General features: G+C 32.7%; 11 protein-coding genes. 6 read left to right on the top strand and 5 right to left on the bottom strand.

Annotated features, from left to right (window positions below):
• Positions 1 to 163 precede the first annotated feature (163 nt).
• A complete protein-coding gene (locus QZZ53_RS03935) occupies positions 164 to 583 on the bottom strand; it encodes a nucleoside-diphosphate kinase (RefSeq protein ID WP_296381704.1) in 420 nt (139 codons plus the stop codon).
• A gap of 304 nt (positions 584 to 887) precedes the next feature.
• Between QZZ53_RS03935 and QZZ53_RS03930 the strand changes: the two genes are divergently transcribed.
• The 3 genes from QZZ53_RS03930 to QZZ53_RS03920 are packed head-to-tail and all read left to right on the top strand — an operon-like array spanning position 888 to position 3,616.
• Positions 888 to 1,919: a bifunctional oligoribonuclease/PAP phosphatase NrnA gene (locus tag QZZ53_RS03930; RefSeq protein ID WP_296381702.1), complete on the top strand. Its 1,032-nt coding sequence runs from the start codon at positions 888 to 890 to the stop codon at positions 1,917 to 1,919.
• Between the two features lie 13 nt (positions 1,920 to 1,932).
• Entirely contained in the window at positions 1,933 to 2,466 is a 534-nt protein-coding gene (gldI, locus tag QZZ53_RS03925; RefSeq protein WP_296381701.1) for a gliding motility-associated peptidyl-prolyl isomerase GldI, read from the top strand.
• Positions 2,459 to 3,616, top strand: coding sequence for a peptidylprolyl isomerase (locus QZZ53_RS03920; RefSeq protein WP_296381700.1), 1,158 nt, complete (start codon positions 2,459 to 2,461; stop codon positions 3,614 to 3,616). Before gldI ends, QZZ53_RS03920 begins: the two co-directional genes overlap by 8 nt.
• 64 nt (positions 3,617 to 3,680) lie before the next feature.
• Here the strand turns inward: QZZ53_RS03920 and QZZ53_RS03915 are convergent, their stop codons facing one another.
• Complete coding sequence (locus QZZ53_RS03915; protein WP_296381698.1) at positions 3,681 to 5,144, bottom strand: aminoacyl-histidine dipeptidase; 1,464 nt, start codon at positions 5,142 to 5,144, stop codon at positions 3,681 to 3,683.
• 155 nt (positions 5,145 to 5,299) lie between these two features.
• Here QZZ53_RS03915 and QZZ53_RS03910 point away from each other — a divergent pair, with 155 nt between their 5' ends.
• From QZZ53_RS03910 to QZZ53_RS03900, 3 genes are all read left to right on the top strand, one after another.
• Positions 5,300 to 6,367: a DUF3810 domain-containing protein gene (locus QZZ53_RS03910; protein WP_296381696.1), complete on the top strand. Its 1,068-nt coding sequence runs from the start codon at positions 5,300 to 5,302 to the stop codon at positions 6,365 to 6,367.
• A 107-nt stretch (positions 6,368 to 6,474) separates the two neighbouring features.
• Positions 6,475 to 9,447, top strand: coding sequence for an amidohydrolase family protein (locus tag QZZ53_RS03905; protein WP_296381695.1), 2,973 nt, complete (start codon positions 6,475 to 6,477; stop codon positions 9,445 to 9,447).
• Between the two features lie 12 nt (positions 9,448 to 9,459).
• On the top strand, positions 9,460 to 10,770 hold the full coding sequence (locus tag QZZ53_RS03900; protein ID WP_296381693.1) for an amidohydrolase family protein: 1,311 nt from the start codon (positions 9,460 to 9,462) through the stop codon (positions 10,768 to 10,770).
• A gap of 119 nt (positions 10,771 to 10,889) precedes the next feature.
• On the opposite strand, the gene QZZ53_RS03895 is transcribed toward QZZ53_RS03900, so the two are convergent.
• The 3 genes from QZZ53_RS03895 to QZZ53_RS03885 form a co-directional block, all read right to left on the bottom strand.
• Positions 10,890 to 11,684, bottom strand: coding sequence for a DUF6503 family protein (locus QZZ53_RS03895; RefSeq protein WP_296381691.1), 795 nt, complete (start codon positions 11,682 to 11,684; stop codon positions 10,890 to 10,892).
• A 106-nt stretch (positions 11,685 to 11,790) separates the two neighbouring features.
• Positions 11,791 to 14,655, bottom strand: a complete 2,865-nt coding sequence (locus tag QZZ53_RS03890; protein WP_296381689.1) for a T9SS type A sorting domain-containing protein — start codon at positions 14,653 to 14,655, stop codon at positions 11,791 to 11,793.
• A gap of 90 nt (positions 14,656 to 14,745) precedes the next feature.
• Positions 14,746 to 18,867, bottom strand: coding sequence for a T9SS type A sorting domain-containing protein (locus QZZ53_RS03885; protein ID WP_296381687.1), 4,122 nt, complete (start codon positions 18,865 to 18,867; stop codon positions 14,746 to 14,748).
• Positions 18,868 to 19,054: the final 187 nt, after the last annotated feature.

The following is a 19,054-nucleotide window of genomic DNA, read 5'->3' as shown; positions in this document are numbered from 1 at the left end:
AATTAAATATGTATTATAAAATGCTTATTAATTTTATTGAATAATGAATAGAAAAATCGGCTGAAAAAATTAATTGCTGATACAAGCCCATTAAAAAACATCTCAAACAAAAAAAGACCATCCTTAAAGATAGTCTTTTTTATATATTATCAAATGTTTTCACTTAGAACATCTCTCTACCAGAGAAATGGAAAGCACCTTCAATAGCGGCATTATCATCACTATCACTTCCATGAACAGCGTTTTCGCTAATAGAATCTGCAAACATTTTACGAATAGTACCTTCTGCTGCATCAGCAGGATTAGTTGCTCCAATTAAAGTTCTAAAATCCTCAACAGCGTTATCTTTTTCTAAGATTGCTGCAACGATAGGTCCACGTGTCATATACTCTACCAATTCTCCATAAAATGGACGCTCACTATGTATAGCATAAAATGCTTTAGCATCTTGAGTAGTCATATGAGTTAGCTTCATTGCTACGATTCTAAATCCTGAAGCTGAAATTTTTTCTAATATTGCGCCAATGTGTCCTTTTTCAACAGCATCTGGCTTTAACATTGTAAATGTTCTGTTAGTTGCCATGTATCTTTTTTTAATGAGGTGCAAAAGTAATGCATTTCTTTAATTAATCAAGCACTGATAATAATATTTAAAAGTAACCAGAGACATCGTCAGTTCGAGTGAAATTTATGCTTCTTAAAGTATAAAGTTAGTATCGAGAACAAGATATTTCTTATTAATAATAAGTTTTCGATACATTTTTTTATCAAAAATTACTCTAACTGACGCACTGAGTATAATTGAACATCAAATTTTAATAAATCTTTATCATTTCTAATTCAGAATCCAGTTTCATAAAATTTAAAAAATTGTATCTTCGCCAACTATGATTAAAGCACAAATTCCAGACATAAAATCACTTTTAAGTACACCAAAGAACATTGTTATTGTTCCGCATAGAAATCCAGATGGAGATGCTATGGGTTCTACTTTAGGCTTGTATCATTATTTAAAAATGTATAATCATAATGTGGTTGTTATTACACCAAATGATTATCCAGATTTTTTAAAATGGTTACCAGGAGACGATACCGTTTTAAAATTTGAAAGCCAACAAGAAGAGAGTAAAGCACTTATTGATAATGCCGATTTGCTTTTTACTTTAGATTTTAATGCTTTTCATCGCACTGGTCATGATATGGCTGAAGTATTAGAAGTTTCAAGCGCAACTAAAATAATGATAGATCATCATCAGCAACCAGACGATTATGCTAAATACACCTATTCTGATGTGAGCATGTCTTCAACCTGTGAAATGGTTTATAATTTCATTGAAATGCTAGATGATACTGACAGAATTGACGCAAATATTGCAACCTGTTTGTACGTTGGTGTTATGACAGATACTGGTTCTTTTAGATTCCGCTCTACAACAAGCAGAACACACGAAGTTATAAGCAATCTAATTAAAAAAGGTGCTGATAATACTCAAATTCATAATAATACATACGACACAAATAGTTATAGTCGGTTACAACTTTTAGGTAGAGCACTTCAAAATTTAAAAGTGATTCCAGAATTAAGAACGGCTTACATTACTTTATCTCAAGCTGAGTTAGATGAATTCAATTTCAAAAAAGGAGATACTGAAGGTTTTGTTAACAATGCTTTATCCTTAAAGGGCATTATTTTTGCCGCTATTTTTATAGAAAGCAAACAAGATGATATTATAAAAATATCCTTACGCAGCAAAGGGGAATTTTCCGTCAACGAATTATCGAGAGCGCATTTTCATGGAGGTGGTCATACCAATGCAGCTGGTGGACGTAGTGAAACAAATATGACTTCAACCATTGATAAATTTATTAGTATATTACCACAGTATAAACAAGAGTTGTCCCAAGCCAATAATGGGTAATAAAATATTAAAAATGAAGCGCCTACTCGTAATTTTCTCTTTATCAATTCTGTGTTTCAGTTGTAAATCACCAGAAGCCAGAATGCCAGAGTCTGTGCAATCTGGATCATTTTTAAAAGAATCTGCTGAGCGTAACAAAAAGCTCAATGAGCTAGAACAGACACATATTAAAGACATCATAAAAAGTAATCCTGATAAAACCTATATCGCATCAGAAAGTGGATTTTGGTATTACTACAATACTAAAATCGAGACTGCTAGTGCTAAACCACAATTCGGAGATGTCGTTGATTTCGATTATAATATTTCTAATATAGAAGGACAAGAAATCTATGCTAAAATCAATAGATCTTATGTTATGGATAAAGAAGAACTATTTACAGGATTACGTGAGGGTTTAAAACTCTTAAAGCCTAACGAAACAGCAACTTTTATATTTCCATCTCAAAAAGCCTATGGTTATTATGGAGATGATAACAAAATAGGAACTAATATTCCTTTAATTTGCGAAGTAACACTAAACACAATAATTAAAAAAAATGATTAAAAAAGCACTTACAACATTTGTTGTTTTATTAGTATTGGTAAACATTTCTTGTCAAGAACGTTATCCAGATTTAAAAGATGGACTTTATGCAGAATTCGTAACCAATAAAGGTACCATGGTCGCAGAATTGTTTTACGACAAGGTCCCTGTAACTGTTGCTAATTTTGTTGCACTTGCCGAAGGCGAACATCCTTTAGTAAAAGACGAATATAAAGGCAAGCGTTATTATGACAGCATCACTTTTCATAGAGTAGTTAATAATTTTATGATTCAAGGAGGTGATCCTACAGCTTCTGGTAGTGGAGATCCTGGATATAAATTCCCAGATGAATTCCACCCAGAATTAAAGCACGATAAACCAGGAATCCTATCTATGGCAAACCCAGGTAGAGATGCTAATGGCAGCCAGTTCTTTATCATGGAAAAAGAATGGCCTAGTTTAGATAATAGACATGCAGTTTTTGGGCAAGTAGTTGAAGGTATGGCAGTCCATGACTCAATTTCAAATGTAAAGGTAATTAATCCGCAAGCCAGAAATCATAAGCCTGTTGAAGATGTAGTTATCACAAAGCTTAATATTATTAGAAAAGGATCTGATGCTAGAGCTTTTAATGCGGCAAAAGTATTTGAAGAAGATATGCCAAAAATAAAAGAAAAGCTAGCGAAACTTAAAGAGGAAGCAAAAAAGAAAGCGGAAGAATTGGCTAAGCTAGCAAAAGCAGAATTCTTAAAGAAAAATGAAGAGTTAGATGGACGTCGTATTGACTCTCCAACAGGAATGGCAATGATATTTACACATGAAGGTAATGGTGTTAAACCAACTTCTGCTCAACGTGTTAATATAGATTGTGCTGGCTATTTTGAAAATGGTGAGCTATTCTGGACAACTATGAAAGAGGTAGCTGAAAAGAATGGAAAGTATGATGAAAGACAAGATAAAGCTGGTAGATATGTACCATTTGACATGCCATATAATGAAACAGCAAGTTTAGTTACAGGATTTAGAGAAGCCATGTTGAATATGAAAATTGGTGATAAGGTCAGAGTATTTATTCCTTACTATCTTGGTTATGGAGAAAGAGGAAACCCACCTGTAATACCAGGGAACTCTAATATTATATTTGATATAGAATTGGTGAGTATAAAATAATTCACAAACTATAGAATAAAAAAAAGCAGCCTAAGGCTGCTTTTTTTTATATGATTTATTTTAACTAAGCCTTTGGAATATTCACCAAAATCTCTAAAACAAATTCCCAATACTTCTGAGCAGAAGAAATTTGTGCGCGTTCATCTGGTGAATGTGCTCCTTTAATATTTGGTCCAAAACTAATCATATCCATATCTGGATAGTTTGTTCCTAAAATTCCACATTCTAAACCTGCATGGCAAGCTGCAACATGTGGCTTCTCCCCATTATTTAAGCGCTCATAAATAGGAACCATAACTTTTAAAATAGCAGAACCCATATTTGGTGCCCAACCAGGATATGAACCAGAAAATTCTACTTCGCAACCTGTCAATTCAAAAGTAGACCTCAACGTATTTGCTAAGTCTAATTTAGAGCTTTCTACAGAACTACGTGTTAAGCAACCTATTTTAATAGCGCCATCTTTAACAATCACTCTAGCGATATTATTAGATGTTTCTACTAAGTCTTTAATATCCGGACTCATACGATACACTCCATTACAAGCAGCATATAAAGCTCTTGTGATACCTTCTTGAACTCCTAAGTCCATAATTTTCTCTGGAGTTTCTGTTTTAGAAACTTCTATTTCTAAATCTGGCTCCATGGTTTTAAATTCAATCTTAATCGTATCAGCATGTTGCTTAAGCTCAAATTCAAAAGCTTCTTCATGGACTGCATCTATGCAAACCGTTGCATTACTTTCTCTTGGAATTGCATTACGTAAACTTCCTCCATCAATTTCAGAAATACGCAATCCAAAGTTTTCAAATCCATCAAATAATAAACGGTTCATTATTTTATTGGCATTACCTAATCCTTCGTGTATCTGCATACCAGAATGCCCACCTTGCAAACCTTTTACAGTAATTGTATATCCAATTTTAAACCCTGGTGTTTCTTCTTCTTTATACTCACGTGTCGCAGTTACATCTACTCCACCTGCACAACCTACACCAATTTCATCATCTTCTTCAGTATCTAAATTCAACAGAATATCCCCTTTAAGCAATCCACCTTTTAAACCCATTGCACCAGTCATTCCTGTTTCTTCATCAATAGTAAATAAAGCTTCCAAAGCTGGATGTGCAATAGTATCACTTTCAAGAATAGCCATAATCGTAGCTACACCTAAACCATTGTCTGCACCTAATGTTGTTCCTTTAGCTTTTACCCAATCACCTTCAACATACATATCAATACCTTGAGTATCAAAATCGAAAACGGTATCATTATTTTTTTGATGCACCATATCTAAATGCGATTGCATAACAATTGGCTTTCTATCTTCCATGCCTTTTGTTGCTGGCTTTCGGATAATTACATTACCAACTTCATCTTCAATAGTTTCTAAACTTAGGTTTTCTCCAAAGTCCTTCATAAATTGAATCACGCGTTCTTCTTTTTTTGAAGGCCGAGGAACGGCATTTAAATCTGCAAATTTATTCCAAAGTTGTTTTGGTTCTAAGGCTCTTATTTCTGAACTCATATCTATATAATTTTAGGATAGCAAAATTACAAAATACCAAGCATTCTTTTTTGTCATTCTGAACTTGTTTCAGAATCTCCTATAAATAATTAAGGTTATCTTAAATGGATTCTGCATCAAGTATGAAATGACTAGTTTTTCCCTATTTTTGAAGCATGCTCAAAAACAAAAAACTGGTATTAGTAATTTTTCTTGGAATTCAGATTCTATTAATCTCTATATTAAAAAATTATCCAGCGTTCGTTGAGCAATTCTACAGTAATGGTTTATATGTCGGCATTTCTAAATTAATGCGTTATGTTTTTGGTTGGATTCCATTTTCAATTGGAGATATCTTTTATACTTTAGCAGGTATTTACATCATAAGATGGCTAATTTTAAATAGAAAACGAATTATAAAAGATACCATCAATTGGCTATTAGATATTGGTGCGACTTTATCTATTGCTTATTTTGCTTTTCATATCCTTTGGGCATTTAATTATTACAGACAACCGCTTTATAAATCTTTAAATATAGAAGCAGAATATACCACTGAACAATTAATTTCATTTACAGAAAAACTAATCAAAAAATCGAATGCTGTTCATAGTCAGTTATCATCAGTTGATTCTATTAAAATTGAACTTCCATATTCCAAATCTGAAATCTTTGATAAAGTCCAAAATGGCTATAATGTACTATCAGAAACCTATTCTCATCTTAATTACGAGCCAAAAAGTATTAAAAAATCTATTTATAGTTTACCATTAACATATATGGGTTTTTCAGGTTATCTAAATCCTTTTACCAACGAAGCCCAAGTGGATGGATTAATACCAACTTATAAATTCCCGACTACTGCATGCCATGAAGCCGCACATCAATTAGGTTATGCTGCAGAGAATGAAGCTAATTTTATTGGTAGTTTAGCTGCAATTCATAATGAGGATATTTATTTTCAATATTCGGGCTACACATTTGCGTTGCGTTACTGCTTAGCTGAAATATTCAGAAAAAATCCTGAAATCTACGATTGTATTCTACCAACAATAAATAAAGGGATTCTTAAAAACTATCAAGAAGTTCAAGCTTTTTGGATGGCTTACGAAAATCCTATAGAGCCTATCTTTGAGGTTACCTTTGATAGTTTCTTAAAAGCAAATAATCAATCAGCAGGTATGAAAAGTTATAGTTATGTGGTTGCACTTTTGGTTAATTATTATGAAGGTGAAGAGTTATAATTGAAATACATGTGTTACCCTATTCTGAAAATGTTAAAATAGTTCAATTCAATCTTCTTTTTAGCTTTAATTCCTATCTTTAGGAAGTTAATCTAACCAACCATTTTATGATAAAAGTACATTTACGACTGCTCATTTTTATGTGCAGTTTTTCGTTATTTGCACAAGATTACTTTCCTAGTAATTCTGGAGTCATAGCAAATAATTCAAATTACACCGCATTTACAAATGCTACGATTCATGTTTCACCAAACCAAATAATAGAAAACGGCACACTTCTTATCAAAGGCGGTAAAGTTGTTAGCGTAGGTGAATCCGTCAGTATTCCGAAGAACACAACTACCATTGATCTTTCAGGAAAAACTATTTACCCATCCTTCATTGATATGTATACTACATTTGGCGTTACAAAACCAAAACGTAGTGGTAATGGTCCTCAATACGGAGCTAGTAGAAGTGGCTTTTATTGGAATGACCACATAATACCAGAACAAGATGTGATGACTAGTTTTAAGTACGATGCTAAATCCGCATCAGAAATGCAAAAGCTTGGATTTGGCGTTGTTAATACGCACATGCCAAATGGTATTGTTCGTGGTACAGGAGCTTTAATTGCGCTTAATAATAATGCAGATAATTCTATGCGAGTTGTAGATGGAGAAACGACACAACACTTATCATTTAGTAAAAGTGCAACCTCACGCCAGTCGTATCCTTCGTCTATAATGGGAAGTATGGCTTTATTACGACAAATGTACAATGATGCAAAATGGTATGCTGATGGAAATATAGATACCAAAGATTTATCCTTAGAAGCTTTGAATGGTAACAAAAACTTACTTCAAGTTTTTGAAGCGGGTAGCAGAGCAAATCTAATGAGAGCAGATAAAGTTGGTGATGCTTTTAATATTCAATATGCCATTGTTGGTGGTGGAGATGAATATGAACGTATTGCAGAAGTAAAAAGCACAAATGCAACTCTTATTTTACCTCTCGACTTTCAATTGGCTTATGATGTTGACAATCCCTTTTTGGCTAGCACATTATCGCTTAGTGATATGCGTTCTTGGAACCAAGAGCCTCACAATCCAAGACTGTTAGCAGAAAACGGTATTAGATTTGCATTAACAACACATGGTTTAAAATCTAAGAAATCATTTAAGTCTAACTTAATGAAGGCCATTGAAAGTGGTCTTTCTAAACAGAAAGCTTTAGAAGCCTTAACTACTGTTCCTGCAAGTCTATTAGGCAAGTCTAATCTTTTAGGAACCTTAAAAACTGGAAGTTATGCGAATTTCTTAATCGCCTCTGGTGATATATTTGATAAAAAGACCAAGCTATATGAAAACTGGGTACAAGGTATACCACATGTTTTAAAGACTATGAATGTAAAGGACATTGATGGTGATTACAATTTTAAATTAGCAAGTAAAGATTATAAGCTTTCAATCTCTGGAAGTACTAGTAAACCTAATGCTAAACTTGAAAGCGGAGATAAAAGCCTTGGCACTAAAATAAACTACGCTAATGATTGGATGAATCTGACTTTTAAGACTGCAGATAGTACAAAAAAGGAATATATTAGGATTGCTGCCAATGCGACTAAAGGTAATAGTTTAAATGGGAAAGCAATATTACCAAACGGAAATACATTATCCTTTTATGCTAATAAAACGCAAAAGGAAGATTCAGAAAAAAGTGCTGACAAAAAGAAAGATAAGGAAGATATTAAAGCACCTTTTGTGAGTCCAATTACCTATCCTAATTTGGCTTATGGCTTTTCAGAAAAACCTAAATCAGAAACCTTATTATTTAAAAATGCAACCGTTTGGACTAATGAAAAAGATGGTGTTTTAGAAAACACAGATGTGCTGATTAAAAATGGAAAGATTTCAAAAATTGGAAAAAATTTATCTGATGGAAGTGCAAAAGTAATTGATGCTACTGGCAAACATGTTACCTCTGGCATTATAGATGAACATTCGCATATTGCAGCTTCTTCCATTAATGAAGGAGGTCATAACTCATCTGCAGAAGTGACTATAGAAGATGTTTTAGATGATGAAGACATAGACATCTACCGCAATTTAGCTGGTGGAGTTACTTCTATTCAAATACTACATGGTTCTGCCAATCCTATTGGTGGACGTTCTGCAATCATAAAACTAAAATGGGGAGAATCTGCTGACGATTTGGTTTATAACAATTCCCCAAAGTTTATCAAATTTGCTTTAGGTGAAAATGTAAAACAATCACGAAGTAGAACAAATTCTCGTTTTCCACAATCTCGAATGGGAGTTGAGCAAGTCTTTATGGATTATTTTAGTAGAGCTAAAGCATATGACAAAACTAAGAAAAGTGGAAAACCGTATAGAAAAGATGATGAAATGGAAGTACTCGCAGAAATCTTAAATAAAGAGCGCTTTATCTCATGTCACTCATATGTACAAAGTGAGATTAACATGCTAATGAAAGTTGCTGACAAATTCGACTTTAACATTAATACTTTCACTCATATTCTTGAAGGTTATAAAGTCGCAGACAAAATGAAAGCACATGGAGTTGGTGGATCAACATTTAGTGATTGGTGGGCTTATAAATACGAAGTAAATGATGCAATACCTTTTAATGCAGCAATTATGCACAATGCAGGAGTAACTGTTGCTATTAATAGTGATGATGCCGAAATGTCCAGGCGATTAAACCAAGAAGCCGCAAAATCTATTAAATATGGAGGTGTTAGTGAAGAAAATGCTTGGAAATTTGTTACGTTGAATCCTGCAAAACTTTTACATCTTGATGATAGAGTTGGTAGTCTTAAGATTGGCAAGGATGCAGATGTTGTATTATGGTCAGATCATCCGCTTTCTGTTTATGCAAAAGCTGAAAAAACAATTATTGAAGGAGTCACTTATTTTGACATAGATCGAGACAAACAAATGCGTAAAGCCATGAAAAAGGAAAAAAGCGAATTAATAAACCTCATGCTGCAAGACAAAAATAAAGGCTTAAAAACGCAGCCTGTAAAGAAAAAAGAAAAGGTATTGTTGCATTGCGATTCAATGGATTTACACAACTAAAAATATTTTAAAATGAAAAATAGGAATAAAATAAATATCATATTGTTTTTGTTGTGTGTCACATTAGGTTTTGCACAACAGACACCAGCACCAAAACAATCAAAAGATTTTGCTATTGTTGGTGCAACTGCTCATTTAGGCAATGGTTCTGTGATTGAGAATAGTATTATAGTAGTAAGCAATGGAAAAATAACAACCATTGGTCCAGAAGCATCTACTCCACTTACTAGGCAAGCTATGGATATTATTGATGCCAAAGGCAAACATGTCTATCCTGGTTTTATAGTATCTAACGGAACGCTTGGTTTAGTAGAAGTTGATGCCGTAAAAGCATCTAACGACCTTTCGGAAATGGGGACTTTTAATCCACATATTAGAAGTATTATTGCTTATAATACCGAATCTAAAATTATAGAATCGATGCGACCTAATGGAGTATTGTTAGGACAAGTGGTACCAAGAGGAGGACGTATTAGCGGAACATCTTCAATAGTACAATATGATGCTTGGAACTGGGAAGATGCAGCCATTAAAATGGATGATGGTATTCATATCAATTGGCCAAGTAGTTTTAGTAGAGGACGTTGGTGGCTAGGAGAAGATCCTGGTTTAAAACCGAACAAAAATTATGCAAAACAAATCAAAGAATTATCAGATTACTTTAACGAAGCTAGAAGTTATAACAAAGGCAATAAAGATGAAAATCATTTACCTTTTGCAGCTTTAGCTGGCGTATTTGACAGCTCAAAACATTTGTATATTAAGGCAGACGACGAAAAAGGAATTACTGATGCAGTAAATTTTGCAAAATCTCAAGGTGTATCAAAATTGACCATTGTTGGTGGTTACCAAGCTGGTAATATCGCTAACTTTTTAAAACAAAATGATGTATCTGTATTTTTAAGACGTGTCCATACTAGACCAGAATTAGAAGATGATGATTACGACTACACATTTAAACAAGCTAAACGATTAGTTGATGCTGGTGTTTTAGTCGCATTAGAACCAAGCGGACAAATGGAACGCATGAATACTCGTAACCTTCCGTTTTATGCTGGTACAACAGTTGCTTATGGACTAACTAAAGAACAGGCTCTACAATTAATCACTCAAAATGCTGCAAAAATTTTAGGAATAGATGATATGTACGGAACTTTAGAAGTTGGTAAAAGTGCAACACTATTTATTAGTAAAGGTGATGCTTTAGATATGCGTACCAATATATTAACACATGCTTTTATTGATGGACGAAATTTAAGCTTAGAAACGCACCAAACAGAACTTTATAAACGTTATTCAGAGAAATATAGCCAACAAAATTAAATGAAAAAAGCGAGCCAGTTGGCTCACTTTTTTTTTCAATTTGTCATTCTGAACTTGTTTTCAGATACTTGCATAATGTTTAGGTTCTGAAACAAATTCAGAATGACAAAGAATAATGATTATTTAATCAATTTGGCAGTTTCTGGCTTTACAAACAATGAATCATTTGGTGCTTTATCAGAAACCAAAACATCCATAAACTCTACTGTATTTCGTAATTCTGTAGGTACATTATTTTCATAGGTATACCAACTTATACTTTTAGGTAAAACTAATCCGTTAATGGTTTGCCAATCATTGTATCGTATATATCTAAAGTTTTTACTCTTTTCGTCTTTACCAAACGTTACTGTATAACTTAACCATTCCATTTGCCCAGATTCAGTATTATAATAAACTACATACTGGTCATCTGGTGATGCTCCTATTCCTGCATCATAAGAAATTAAAATTCCAGGATAGTTTTTCCCGTCAAAAACTAAAGGTTCTATTTCTTCATATATGATACCATCATCACCAACTATAAATGGCATGGCATAGAAATACATCATCAATCCTTTATAAAACTTAGCATTGCCTTTGTATTCATTTCCGTCCTTTTCATTTACCCAAAGATCATTACCATCATAACCCATTGTATACGCTGGAGTATCAATCAATTCTACTCTTGACTTTAAATCCGTAGTAGTAACTTCCTTTCCACTTGGTTTTTCCATGGTAAAGGAGAGTGTTTGCATTTTATTCCAGTTATCAATACCACCATGTGCATCAAACACTTTAGTAATTGATTCTGGATAAATACTTGTAGTAATATCCTTTGCTTCTAATTTAGATTCTGGAGTTCTAGCTTCTGACTTGTCTTTACAAGCTGCAATTAAAATTGCAAATAGTAGTAAGTGTAATATTTTTTTCATTGAAATACTTTTTAATTGCAGTGTTTGACGAAATTAAATATAACTAATTACAAAAAAAAGCTTCAGAAACAATCTGAAGCTTTAGTTTATTTTAAATCTTAAGTTACTATTCTATAACAAGTTTTTCAACCTGTGTGTGAGTACCATTACTAAGCTGAACAAAATACAATCCACTTTGTAATGCAGAAACATCAAGTTGTATTATGCTACTTTCATCATTCAATTGCTTTAGAATTTGCTTTCCTTGTACATCATATATACTCAATATTGAATTCTCGTAATTACTTGAACTCAATGTTATCGTAACCGATTCTTTAGCAGGATTTGGGTACATACTATATCTAATACTCTCAAAAGAATCTACTGAAAGTGGTTCAACAAAAGTTGTTGTAAACGTATTAGTAATAATTGGTGCATTAAAATCGAAATAAATAGATGCCGTATTAGTTATAATATCACCTACACTATAACCTAATTTTGGCTTAATCTTAAAATGTACAAAACCATTACTTCCTTCTTCATCATCTTGTTCTGCTGGTAAATTGATATCATCAAAAAACCATTCTAAATCATTGCCAATTCTTGTAACCTGATAATCGTGACTAGATCGTAACATTTGAAACGTTGTTTCATCTAATTGCGCATCTAATTCATCTTCGATTCTAATAAAGATTGCTTCTGCAGTTCCTACATTTTGAAAACGAACCGTGTAATACAGATATTCATTTGTAGCAATAAAGTCATCATAGACAATTTCTGATCCATGAGATTCCATTTTATCATTAGGATCGTATGAACCGATTACAGCTTCTGTAATAAAAGATTCGTTATTATTTGCAACGATATCGTTACTCGAAGTTGTATATATTGCTGTATTGGTAACTATTTCTCCCAGAGCAACACTTGCTGGTGTGTATAACGTGATGACTACTGTAATACTACTGTTTGGTAATAAGTTTATAAAATCTAAACTGAAACCGTTAGTGTTTGGTGCTGTTGAATAATTACTACTAGTGCTAATATTAGAAATAGTTAAGTTTTCATCTAAAATATAATCTATAGTTCCTGAAGTTGTAAGCACACCTAAATTTTGAATTACTAAATAGTTAGTATGATTAAATCCTGGTCTTGGTGATTGCTGATTAATAAGATATACTGCAATATCTTCGCAAGATTGTTCATTTACAACTGGAAATTCAATAGTAACATTCTCGCCAAATAATACACTTACATCATCAAACCTAGTCGTTGACACATCAAAACAATCTTCGTATTCATTATAAAAATAATAGCTGATATCGTAAGTATTTACTTCATCTAAACTTTCAATGAGAAACCTTCCTACAGAAGATTCTACAGTATTTATAATCCCATCATTATTTATCTCGTATGTAAAATAGCCATTTGTAAAGTTTTCCTCAGAAGCATCAAAAACAGAATTATTATTATCATCGTAAAATGCACCAACTGAAATAAAACCTGTATTTTCACAATCGATAACAAGTTCTAAATTTGTTAATTGTCTACATCCTAAAAAGCCATCCATTGCTGCATCAGTATCTTCTACTCTCATAATTAAAGTTTCTCCAGCTGAGTTATATGGACTAATTAAAGCATTAATAGCTTGGTTTGCATTAGATATACTTGTATAATAACTAACAGTAATTCCTTCTCCAAAACCTAGAGAAGCAGAAAAAGCATCTAAATCAAAATCTGCTGTATCTGAACCAGCATCAGGGCAAGCCAAGATAGTTTGTGGTTCTATAGAACCAACTTCTTCGTACAAATTTAAAACAACAGGCCCAGAAAAAGCTGAAACTCCACACTGGTTATTAATTGTCTGTGCTTCATAAATATCGGATTCTGTTACTAAAAGTGTAGAAGATGTTTCCCCTGTTAATACAAAACCATTTTTATACCAAATAAACTCATCGGCAAATGGTGAGTTAGCTACAAGAGTTACAGAATCAAAACCACAATAATTTTGTTCAGGCAATCCTAAATCAACTTCTGGTGAAGGATCTACGATTAAATCAAAGTTTACAATAGAAAAACAACTTGTTATGTCATTCTCTACTCTTGCATAGACAGTCTGTGATATAAAAGTATTAGTAAATGTTGTAGGATTTATAATTGCATTAGACGCAGAAATAGCATCAGCCTCACTTATATAATATGTGATTGATGTTCCAACTTCACCATTAAAAATCAGTAGTTCATTTTCTGTGAGATCAAATACTTCTACACCATCTTCTGTATTGTTTTCATCACACAATACTAAATCTGGTATCACTGAGCTTGGTGTAGGGTTTGGCAATACACGTATGGTTAAAGTTGTAAAACCTACACAACTTGTATTAATATCTGTAACTACAACATATAATGTTTGTGGGTTAGCAGGCAAACCATTTACAGAAGTATTTGTATAAGCAGTTGAGTTAGTAATTACATTTGTCTGCGCAACAGCATCTGCATTAGTTTCATAATATGCTACTGTTCTATTAGGATTAACTCCTATAATTTCAGCATCTTTTACTGTTAAATCGAATACCGTAATTTCATCTACAGGTATTTCACCAAAATCATCACACAATTCTATTGGAGTAGGCTGAATAGCTATTGGATAAGGATTAACAATGAGATTAACCGTAGTCGTATCAAAACTACCAGAACTATTCTCTTCTAAACGTATATATATCGTTTGTATATTAGCAATAACATTATCATAAGGTGAAGCAATACTATTAAATCCTGCATTGGCATCACTTTGAGTTTCGTGATATGTCAATGTAAAATCTGCTGGATTTTGACTACCAAAAATTTGAGCATCTAAAATCGAGAAATCGAATTGAGAAAAACCATCATTATCACCATCGCAAACTGCTAAGTCGCCTGGCTGGTTGGCAACTTGAGCAAATGAAGTCAATGTAATTGAAAATAATAAAAGTAGGTAGTGTATTTTTTTTATCATAATAGGTTCATTATTTATGTTGTTTCACAAAAATATTAAAAGCCTCAGAAATAATCTGAAGCTTTTAATAGTATTCTGAGGTATTTAAACTTATTTGATAATAAGTTTTTTAACCATCATCTCATTAGTACTGTTTTTAAGTCTCACAAAATACATTCCAGAATTCAAAGCAGATACATCTAGTTCAATGATACTATCATTCGCAAATCGTGGCGTACTTATTACTTTGCCTTGAATATCTATAAGTGTAACATCAAAATTTTCATTGGCTTCTCCATTCAACGAAATAGTAACTTTGTCATTTGCTGGATTAGGATATATACTAAAATCAATAGTCGTAAAATCATTTATTGAAAGTGATTCATCAACAAAATTTGTTTCAAAACGATTTGTTATTACTGGAGCATTAAAATCAAAATAAATTGCAGCAGTATTTGGAATGATATCTCCGACTACATAACCAGCTTGAGGTTTAATTCTAAAATACGCAAAGCCATGACTACCCTCTTCATCATCTTGTTCGGCTGGTAAATTGATATCATCAAAAAACCATTCTAAATCGTTATCAGTTCTAGTAACCACGAAATCGTGACTAGAGGTTAACATTTGAAAAGTCGTTTTATCTAATTTATTATGTAAAGCATCTTCAATTCTTACAAAAATAGCTTCAGCTGTTCCTAAATTCTGGAAACGAATCGTGTAGTATAACCATTCATCTGAAACCGAGAATTCATCATGCAATACTGTTGGACCATGAGACTCCGTAATATCATTCGGATCCCAAGAACCGACAACAATTTCAGAAAGTGTTGAGTAATTATTACTTATCACCATATCATTAGTATCTGTAAGATACGTTGCTGTATTTGTAACTATTTCGTCTAAAACAACAGAAACAGGGCATAAAATTGAAATACCTATACTTTCAACCTCTCCTGGTTGAAGATTTACAAAATCAACTGTAAATCCGGTGGCTGTAGTTGTAATAGTGTACGCAGGATTAATACTAAAAACACTATCTAGTACTAATTGCGGATCTAAAGTAAATTCTACGGTGCCTGAAGCTATGTTAGTAAACCCTAAATTCTCTAGATATAAATAATTATCGTGAGTAAATCCTGGTCTTGGTGGTGTCCAGTTATTTATTAAATAAACAGCAAGATCTTCACAACTTTGTTCTTCAGTTACTGGGAAATCTAAAGTAACTGTACTTCCTGTTGCTACAGATACATTACTAAAACTAGCAGTTGTTATATCGTAACATGCTTCAGATTCATCATATAAATTAAAGGTAATATCGTAAACATCTGTTTCATTTCCACTAATAATTTGAAAGTGTCCCGTTGAAGAATTTACGGTATTAATCATTCCATCACCATTGACTTCATAAGTAAAATAACCATTAGAGAAGCTAAATTCATCAGTATCATAAACACTATTAGCATTAGCATCTACAAAAGCATTAACTTGAATGAACCCTACTGAAGAAGCACAGAATACATCAAAATCAAATTGTGCTGTACAACAACTACTTCCTTGTGTACAACTTATGGTAAAATCTGAATCAAACCGTACTGTTAGTGAATCTCCAGAAGACGTATAGGTTAATCCTGTAAAATCACCTTGATTTCCATACTCTAAATCTGAATTTAAAATCGTACCATCTGAGTCCACAATATAAACCTCATCAAAGTTAACTTCTGTACTACCAGAATTAAATATAATTGTTAATGGCAATCCGTCAGAACTTTGAAAGCTAAATTCTGATATATCGTCATTATCATAACAATGAATGGTATTAACAGCTCCGTCATCACAAACTATAATTTGATTTGGATTTGCTCTTGTAGTAAAGCTATACTCTGTACATTCTTCAGCATCACCATTAACATTGTAAGGAATAATAGTGACATAATAGGTTGTTTCATATTCTAAAATGCCAGTATCGTAGCTTGTTACATTACCGACATCTTCATTATCTAAAACTTCAGTTCCACCAGAAGTTAGTCCTACTGATAATTTATAGCCTACCACAATACCTGAAGCATTGCTCCAGGACAATTCAGTCGTTTCTTCAACATCAACCGCACCATTTTCTGGTGTCTGTAAAATCGCATTACAAGTAGGAAGCGCATTTGGATCTGCACAACTTACATCGAAATCTATAGGTATGTAATTAGAAATTTCACAAGATATACTTCCATCTGATGCCACAGTAATAGTTATACTGCTACCTGTTGATATAAAAGTTAATCCTGTAACGTCTCCATTATTACCATAAGTAGTTGCTTCTGGATTTAAATTGGTAACACCATCAGAATCTAGAACCACTAAAGCATCATAATTATTCTCTACTTGCCCAGCATTAAAAACCACTTGAAGCGGAAACCCTTCAATACTCTCATAAGTGAATTGTATTTGATTGTCATTACTATAACAGAAACTATTATTAATAGGTCCTTGAGCACAGTTAAATATAACAGGACATGAACTATCAATTATGATATTAAAATTTAGGATTTCAAAACAATCATCACCACTATTCTGAATCCTTATATAAATAATTTCTTCTGAAGAAGAAGGTACATAATTTGTTGGATCAGTAATTGGATTTATGTTAGAGTACGCATTATTAGGGCTATTAAAGTAATTTATATTAAATTGACTAGCGTCTAATCCATTTAAAATTTCATTAAGCGTTATCGTTAAATCAAATATTGTGTTTGGTGGACAACTAATCATATCTGTAGCAGCTGCTGTTGCTAATTCTGGAAATGAGCTTTCTAAAACTTCAGTACTTAATTCTACAGTACATCCTGAAACATTATCTGTCACCATTACAGTATAAACACCAGCTATATCAACAACTATTTCTGGATCTGTTGCTCCTGTACTCCACAAAAATGAAAAACCTTGACTACTATTTAAACTTGGAGTTAAAACAATAGGATCGGCTCCACATATCGTATAAGTATCTTCTAAATAAACGTCTGGTCCATAGTTAAAAACCACATTAAATGATACAACCGCATAATTAGTTGATTGGTTATCATCAACTCTAACAAATAGTGTTGTGTTTATATTTGGAATGGTAAATTGTTGTGTATTAGTAATGACGTTTGTCTCATTTTCTGCATTAGCTTCAGATTGGTAATATGTAATTGTATAGCCAGAAGCGTCTTGTCCGTTTAAAATTGTCGCTTCTTCTGCGGTTAAATCAATTTCTATATCAGCATTTGGATTTACCGCACATAAAATCACTGTAATTGGTGACGCATAAACACAGTCCGTAACAATAACTAAATCTAATGGTAAAACTTGGTAACAACCACCATTGTAAGCCGATACACGAGCATAAACCGTCTGATTGAATGCTTGTATATTAGTATAGTATTGTGGAATTGCATTCGTAAAAGCATTAGCATCAGCTTGAGTCTCGTGATAAGTAACATAAAACAAATTAGGATTACTAGTAGCAAGAATTTCTGCTGTTTTAGAATATAAATCAAATTGTTCAAAACCATCAGAATCTAAATCACAAGCTTCTAAAGAAGAAGGTGCATTAAGAGCTGGTTGGTCAACAACATTTAGATACAAACTCGTATTAGGATTTGTATAAGTACAACCCGTTATTATGTTTTCTATTCTAAAGTAAATTTCTTGATAATAAGGAACTGTATTAGTAAAAGATTGAGTATTGGCAATAGGATTAATATTGCTAAGTGCATCTTGAAATGTAAAATAATAAAATACTGAAAGACTTTGATCACCTCCTGTAAGGTCAATAGTGCTTATGCTTAAATCAAAGACTGCAAAACCATCTACACCACATACTATTTGTTCTGTTGAATAACTATTTTCTACCGCAGAATGAACAACAAGATCAAAACTCGTAATTTCAAAATTTCCAGTAGAGAGCTCAAAAATCCGCACAAATATGGTTTGTGGATTGCTAGTATTGGTAAAAGGACTCGCTAAAGCGTTTGTATCAGTATCTGCATCAACTATTGATAAGTGATACGATACCTCATACGAAGCAGGATCAAATCCATTTAATATTTCTGAATCCTTAATAGTCAAATCAAATTCCCAAAAACCACTTCCATTATCATCACAGACTTCATAATCTGTCGGTTGGTTGATGCCAAATTGGCCATAGGTATGCATTGAAAAAGAAAGGGTAATTGCAAAAAATAGTAATATTTTTTTCATGAGCGGTTGATTTTTAATTTATAGCACTTTTTTTGAAAATCGTTATAAATATAGAGCATACTTCCTGATTTTCAATTATAAAACAGGTTAAGGTCTTAAATTCCTACTACTTACAAATCATTATGCTTTTATAATTAAACTTCATTGCATATAAAATGTACATTTGCAGGATACAATTAATTTTCAA

This window comes from Winogradskyella sp. (assembly GCF_016744625.1).
Classification (GTDB): Bacteria; Bacteroidota; Bacteroidia; order Flavobacteriales; family Flavobacteriaceae; genus Winogradskyella.
The sequence above is the reverse complement of the archived record's forward strand: the minus strand, read 5'-3'. Positions and strand labels throughout refer to the sequence as shown.